Source organism: Planomonospora algeriensis, assembly GCF_977012225.1.
Window position 1 is genome coordinate 1 of the sequence record NZ_CDRNDK010000366.1, and the last position, 6477, is coordinate 6477.

6 protein-coding genes are annotated in these 6477 nt (G+C 74.8%); all 6 read right to left on the reverse strand.

The window, feature by feature from the left end; genetic code table 11:
• On the reverse strand, positions 1-805 hold an 805-nt coding region (locus ACWJ6R_RS27580; protein ID WP_449065024.1), incomplete at its 3' end, for a phytoene/squalene synthase family protein.
• Positions 806-926: 121 nt separating this feature from the next.
• Complete coding sequence (locus ACWJ6R_RS27585) at positions 927-2345, reverse strand: phytoene desaturase family protein (protein ID WP_449065025.1); 1419 nt, start codon at positions 2343-2345, stop codon at positions 927-929.
• Between the two features lie 260 nt (positions 2346-2605).
• The gene (locus ACWJ6R_RS27590) at positions 2606-3631 is read right to left on the reverse strand and encodes a YihY/virulence factor BrkB family protein (protein WP_449065026.1); all 1026 of its coding nucleotides are present in this window, start codon (positions 3629-3631) and stop codon (positions 2606-2608) included.
• The gene (locus ACWJ6R_RS27595; protein ID WP_449065027.1) at positions 3610-4455 is read right to left on the reverse strand and encodes a DUF3618 domain-containing protein; all 846 of its coding nucleotides are present in this window, start codon (positions 4453-4455) and stop codon (positions 3610-3612) included. Before ACWJ6R_RS27595 ends, ACWJ6R_RS27590 begins: the two co-directional genes overlap by 22 nt.
• 16 nt (positions 4456-4471) lie before the next feature.
• Complete coding sequence (locus tag ACWJ6R_RS27600; RefSeq protein WP_449065028.1) at positions 4472-4852, reverse strand: phage holin family protein; 381 nt, start codon at positions 4850-4852, stop codon at positions 4472-4474.
• A 100-nt stretch (positions 4853-4952) separates the two neighbouring features.
• Positions 4953-6477 (reverse strand): ABC1 kinase family protein (locus ACWJ6R_RS27605; protein WP_449065029.1); only part of this gene is annotated, 1525 nt, incomplete at its 5' end.

The following is a 6477-nucleotide window of genomic DNA, read 5'->3' on the forward strand; positions in this document are numbered from 1 at the left end:
CTGCCGCCCAGCACGTCGTAGCCGGCGGCTCGATCCGGTCGAGGATGCCGCCGTACAGCTCGCGGGCCGCGCGCACGCACGGCCGGGAGGAGGCGGTGAGCAGGGTGATGCCCTCCGCCGCCCGCCGGTAGTGCGCGCGCGCCCGCTCCACCTCGAAGGCCAGCAGCTCGCGCAGGGCCGGGGTGGGCGCGTTCCGGCCCAGGTCGGCGACGGGCACGCCGAACCGGTCCAGGTCGGCCAGCGGCAGGTAGACCCGGCCGCGCGCCAGGTCCTCGGCGACGTCGCGCAGGAAGTTGGTGAGCTGGAACGCCAGCCCGAGGTGGCGGGCCGGTTCGCGCGCCCGCTCCGCCATGCCGGGCAGGGGTTCGAGCACGGGCAGCATCATCGTGCCGATGACGGCGGCCGAGCCCTCCATGTAGCCGAGCAGGTCGTCGTAGGTGTCGTAGCGGGTGACGGTCAGGTCGGCCCGCATGGACTTCAGGAACGCCTCGACGTCGGCGTGGTCGATGCCGAAGCAGCGCACGGTCTGCGCGAAGGCGGGCAGCACCGGGTCCCCGGTGGCCTCCCCGGCGAGCGCGGGGGCCAGGCGCCCGGCCAGTTCGTCCAGGGCGGCCTCCCGGTCGCCGGTCATCGCGAAGGAGTCGACGATCTCGTCGGCGTGCCGGGCGAAGCCGTACAGCGCGTGCACGTGGGGGCGTTTCCAGGCGGGGAGCAGGAGGGTCGCCAGGTAGTAGGAGCGGCCGTGGCGGGCGTTCAGCCGGCGGCAGAGCTCGTAGCTGCGGGTCAGCGGGACGCCCGGCGCCACCGGCCACGACGGGGAGGGGAGCGAAGGCGCGGGCGAAGGCTCTGACGCGAGCGGGGACGGGACGCCCGGCGGGGTCATCGGCGGGCGTCCAGGATGCGCTCGGCGGCCAGCCGGCCCGAGATCAGCACCGGGGGGACCCCCACCCCCGGCGCGGTGTACATGCCGGCGAAGTGCAGGCCGGGGATCCGCCGGGCGGCGCCGCCGGGCGGAACCAGGCCGTCTGCCGGAACCGGTGGTCCAGCGCGAACGGCGTGCCCGCCGAGTGGCCGAGCCCGGCCCAGCCGGGCGGGTCGAGGGCGAGCCGGGGAGCGCCGGACAGGTCGCCGTACCCGAGGTCGGCGAGCCTGCCCAGCAGGCGCTCCTGCAGGCGCGGGGTGAGCCCGTCCCAGCGGGCGCGCTGCAGGTTGGGCGCGGGCTCCAGCACGGTGAGCGTGGCGTGCCCGGCGGGCGCGGCGCCGGAGTCGGACGCGGGGTAGGTGACGAGCAGGTTCGGGTCCCCCTGCGGCCTGCCCCGGGACAGGTCGGCGAAGGAGGAGTGCCACTCCCGGCCGAAGTGCAGGGTGTGGTGCGCCTGGCCGGGCAGCCGCCGGTCGAGGCCGAAGTGCAGCACCAGGCAGGACGGCGAGTAGCGGGGCCGGCGCAGCCGCCAGTCGCCCGCGCCGCGCGGCAGCAGCCCGGCGTGGGCGCGCGGCAGGTCGCAGGCGACCACGACGTCGCGGGCGGCGAGGCGCTCGCCGGTGTCGAGCCGGACCCCGCTGACCCCGTCAGGGCCGGCCTCGACCCTGACCGCGCGCACGCCGTACCGCAGCCGCGCCCCGGCCTTCTCCGCCACGGCCGCCATGGCCTGCGGGATGGCGTGCATGCCGCCGTGCCGGGGGAAGTAGACGCCGCCGACCGTGTCCATGTGGGCGATCACCGCGTAGACGCCGAGCGCCTGCCGGGGCGAGAGGCCGACGTACAGCGACTGGAAGGTGTGCGCCCTGATCAGCCTGGGGTCGGTGAGGTGACCGGCCACCAGGCGGTCCAGCCGCCGGAAACCGCCCAGCGCGGCCAGCCTCGCCAGGCGTGCCAGGGCCGCCGGACGGGCCAGGCTCCGCAGCCGGGTCATGTCCCGGTCGATGAACGCGTCCCACTCGACCGCGAACAGTTCGGCGAGGCGGGTGCGGAAGCGCCGGTAGCGGCCCGCCTCCGCCGCCCCGCACAGCCGCCGCACCTCCTCGGCCATCGCCTCCTCACCGGCCACGACGTCCAGGTGGGAGCCGTCGTGGTAGCGCAGCCGGTAGTACGGGTCCAGCCGCCGCAGCGGCAGCCAGGACTCCACGTCCTCGCCCGCCGCGGCGAAGACGCCGGCCAGGACGTCGGGCATGGTGAGCACCGACGGCCCGGTGTCGAAGCGGTACTTCCCCAGCCGGGCGGTCCCGCAGCAGCCCCCGGGCACATCGCGGGCCTCCACCACCGTCACGTCCCGCCCCGCGGCGGCCAGCCGCATCACCGCCGCCAGGCCACCGAGCCCGGCTCCGATCACCACGGTCGGGCCCATGCGCGCTCCTCGCTCTCCACCGGACCGGCGGGCTCTCCCTCCCGCCGGACCCGCGGGCCGGTCGGTCCGCGGGCGGTCGCTCCGTGCCCTCTGCCCGTTTCCGGCCCTTCCATCTCCCGGAATCACGCAAAGAGGCGTGCGATCACTACCGGCTTCTTCGGCCGGGACGCGCCCTGCGGATGCATCCGGTGTCCAGGGCCGTACCCGGCCCGGTCCCGGTGCGGATCTTCAGTTCGGGGCCGCACGGCGGGGCCGGACGTTCAGCCGAGCCGGGACGCTCCGTCGCCCTCGGCGCGGCCGGGGTCGTCCTCGGCGGGGTCGCGGGGCTCGGCGTACGGCTCGGCGGTCGGCGGATGGCCTGCGGCGATCTTCTTGGCGCGCATCAGCTCGGCGTCGAACTCGGCGCCCAGCAGGATCGCCATGTTGGACAGCCAGAGCCAGACGAGGAAGACCACCACGGCGCCGAGCGCGCCGTAGGTCTTGTTGTAGGAGCCGAAGTTGGCCACGTAGACGGCGAACCCGAGGGAGACCACGATCCACAGCAGCACCGCCAGCAGGCCGCCGGGGCTGATCCAGGGGAATCCGGGCTGACGGACGTTGGGCGCCGCCCAGTACAGGAGCATCACCAGGGCCGAGGCGATCAGCAGCAGGACGGGCCACTTGGCGTAGCTCCAGACCGTGACCGCGGTCTCGCCGAAGCCCAGGGCCTCGCCCGCGAGCCGGGCGAGCTCGCCGGTGAAGGTGACGATCACCGCGCTGGCGGTCATCAGGACGACGAAGACCAGCGTGAGGCCGACCCGCAGCGGGGTCAGCTTCCAGAACGGCCGGCCCTCCTCGATGTCGTAGATGGCGTTCCCGGCCCGCACGAAGGCCGCGATGTAGCCGGACGCCGACCAGAGCGCCACCAGCAGACCGAAGATCGCCACCAGGCCGGTGCCGCCGCTCCGCCGCAGGTTCCCCACCTGCTGCTCGACCAGGTTCGTGACGTCCTGCGGGGCGATCGCCGCCACCTGGCTCAGGATCGTGGAGATGACGTCCTGCCCGACCAGGCCGGACAGCGAGACCAGGACGATCAGGGCGGGGAAGACCGACAGCACCGCGTAGTAGGTGAGGGCGGCGGCCCAGTCGGCCACGTTGTCCCGCCGGAACTCTCCGACCGTCCGCTTGAGGACCCCCCACCATGCCCTCGGCGGCAGTTGCGCGGGAGTCTCGGGGACGCCGGGGCCCGCCTTCCCGGGGCCCCGGCGGTTCGCGCCGCGCTCATCTACCGGCGCTTCCCGGACCACGGGAGGCGCGCCGCGGTGGTCGCCGAGTCCTTCCCGGACCACGGGAGGCGCGCCGCGACGGACCTGGAACCCTTGCTCAGCCACGGGACACGCGCCGTCCGCACGGTCGAGCCCCTTCTGAACCACGGGACGCGCACCGTGTCGACCCGGGTGCCCCGTCCCAGCCGCGGGACGCGGACCAGCTCGGCCTTCCCGCTCCGTCCGCTCCGTCTGCGCCGCAGGACGCGGACGACGGCCAGCGCGACGGCGCCGACCACCGCCAGGGTCGCGACGGGCCGCCGGCCCGCCTCCGTCGACACCTTCTCCGCGGCGTGCCTGACCTCGGCGGGCGTGGCCTGCCGGGCCTTGTCCAGCACTTCGGGCGCCGCGCCCTTGACCCGGTCCAGCATTCCGGTGGCCGTACCGGCCGTGGCCGCGCCCATCCGCTTGAGGTCGTCGCCCATGTGGGCGGCCTTCTCCTGGACGCGTCCCTTCACGTCGGTCTTGTGCACCAGCGCCTCCACACTGTCTCCCAGTTCGCGGCGGGTCTCCTCGATCTCCCGCCGCACGGCCTCCTCCGGGGTCTCCGGTCCTCGCACCGATCCCCTGTCGCGTCTGACCAGGTCGGGCGTCTCGTCGCTCTCCCAGGGCGGGAGCCCGAGGTCGTCGGCGGGCGTCCCCTCGCCCCGGGGGCCTGCGGCTCCCTTCGGAGCGGACTCGTTCGGCGGGATGTTCAGCGATCCGCGCTCGTCCGGGGGCACCGGGGTGCCGATCTCCTGTCTGCGGGAACCGGTCGTCCCCGCGGGCGCGACGTCCCTGCCGCGGCCCGGGTCGGTCTCACTCATCGGTGTGCCCTCTCCTTCACGGCGTCGATGTCGTTCTTGACGCTGCGGATGGTCCGCTGCGGGGCGGGCGAGCCGCCCCGGACACCTGGCGCTTGCCGCGGCGTCCGAGGACCGCGGCCGCGAGCAGCAGCACCGCGCCGACGACCGCCGCGGCCGCCCATGCGGGCATCACCTGGGCGAGGAGCAGGATGACCGCGGCCACCAGCGCGCCGCCTCCGAACAGGGCGATGACCCCCGCCCCGCCGAGCATTCCCGCGCCCCGTCCCGCGTACCGGCCCTTCTCCGCGAGCTCGATCCTGGCCAGCTTGATCTCGTCCCTGACCAGTCGGGAGACCTCCTCCGAGATCCGCTTGATCAGCTCTCCAGTGGAAAGGCCCTCTTTCGTACTGTTCGCCATGTGACTCGCCATGTGACGCGCCTCCTCCCTACAGAGGTAGGCGCTACCCTCTCCTGTCACGGCAAACATGCGGCCGGGACGTCCGGCGACGACCGCCGGGTCAGCGCTCCGACCGGAAGATCAGCACCAGGACCCGCAAGCCCAGCATGGCGCTGACCGCCAGCAGGTTGTACCCGAAGAGCTGCAGGAGCCCGACCCCGGCCGTGACGGACGGCCCGCCCTCGGTGCCGAGCAGCAGGACCGCCATGATCCCGGTGGTGGCCGCCAGGACGGTCAGCAGCACCTGGTGGAGCACTCCCGTCACATAGCGCCGGTCGCGCTCGTCGGCGAACAACCGGACGTTCACCCCGAACCGGCCGTGCTCGGCGGCTCCGATGATCCGCTCCACCCGGCGGGGCAGGCGGCGCAGCATGGGCAGCAGGTGCAGCGCCTCCCGCGCCGCCGCCTCCCGGATCCGCTCCGGGCCGCCCTGCTCGGCGAGGTGGCGGGCGGAGAAGGCCCGCGCCTCGGCGACGATGTCGAATCCGGGGGCGAGCCGCGCCAGCGTGCCCTCGACGGTGCCCAGTGCCCGGAAGACCGCCGCGACCTCGGGCGGCACCGACAGCCCGTGCGCGGAGACGACGCGGAACAGGTGCGAGAACATCCGCATGTCGGGAGCGGCCCCGCTGACCAGGTGCCGGGCCATGAACCGGCCGAGGTCGCGCTCCAGCCCACGCTCGTCGATCTCGTCGGGGCGCGCCACGACCTCCAGCAGCGCGTCGCTCACACCCAGCGGGTCACCCCGGTCCAGGGCGGTCAGCAGACGCTGCAGCGCGCCGCGCAGCGCGGCGTCGAGCCGCCCCACCGAGCCGAAGTCCAGCAGCCCCAGCCGGCCGTCCTCCAGCAGCATGACGTTGCCGGGATGCGGATCGGCGTGGAACACGCCGTGCACCATGATCTGGCGGAGCAGCGTCTCCAGCAGGGTCCTGGCGAGCCCGTCCCGGTCGGTCCCCTCCGGTACGGCGCCGCCGAGCGGCGTGCCCGCCAGGCGCTCCATCACCAGCATCCGCCGCGACGACAGCTCCGGCCGGAGCGCGGGGACGTGGACCGGTTCCCCCGCGGAGGCGGCGGCCACGGCGGCCATGTTGGCGCTCTCGACCCGGAAGTCGAGTTCCTCCCGCAGCGCCTCGGCGAACCCCCGGGCCAGCTCGCCCACGCCGAACGCCCGGCCCCAGCCGGTCCGCCGCTCCAGCGACCGGGCCAGGCGCGCCACGATGTCGAGGTCCTGCTCCACCACGGCCGCGATCCCCGGGCGCTGGACCTTGACCACCACCTCTTCTCCGCCGGTCAGCCGCGCCCGGTGGACCTGCCCGATCGAGGCCGCCGCCAGGGGCTCGCGCTCGAACTCCGCGAACGCCTCCTCCACCGGCCCGCCGAGCTCGGCGACGAGCACCCGCTCGATCTCCGCCCACGGGGCCGGGGCCGCCCGGTCCTGGAGCAGCCGCAGTTCCCCGACGAACTCCGGGGGCAGCAGGTCGCTCCGGGTGGACATGATCTGGCCGAGCTTGACGAAGGTGACACCGGCCTCGTCGAGGGCCAGGCGCAGCGCCTCGGCCGTCCGGGCCCGGCCGGCCGGGGCGCTCGGG

Coding starts and splice junctions, on each gene's coding strand:
- ACWJ6R_RS27585 (WP_449065025.1), bottom strand. CDS start 2,345: ATGGGCCCGACCGTGGTGATCGGAGCCGGGCTCGGTGGCCTGGCGGCG.
- ACWJ6R_RS27595 (WP_449065027.1), bottom strand. CDS start 4,455: ATGAGTGAGACCGACCCGGGCCGCGGCAGGGACGTCGCGCCCGCGGGG.
- ACWJ6R_RS27600 (WP_449065028.1), bottom strand. CDS start 4,852: ATGGCGAACAGTACGAAAGAGGGCCTTTCCACTGGAGAGCTGATCAAG.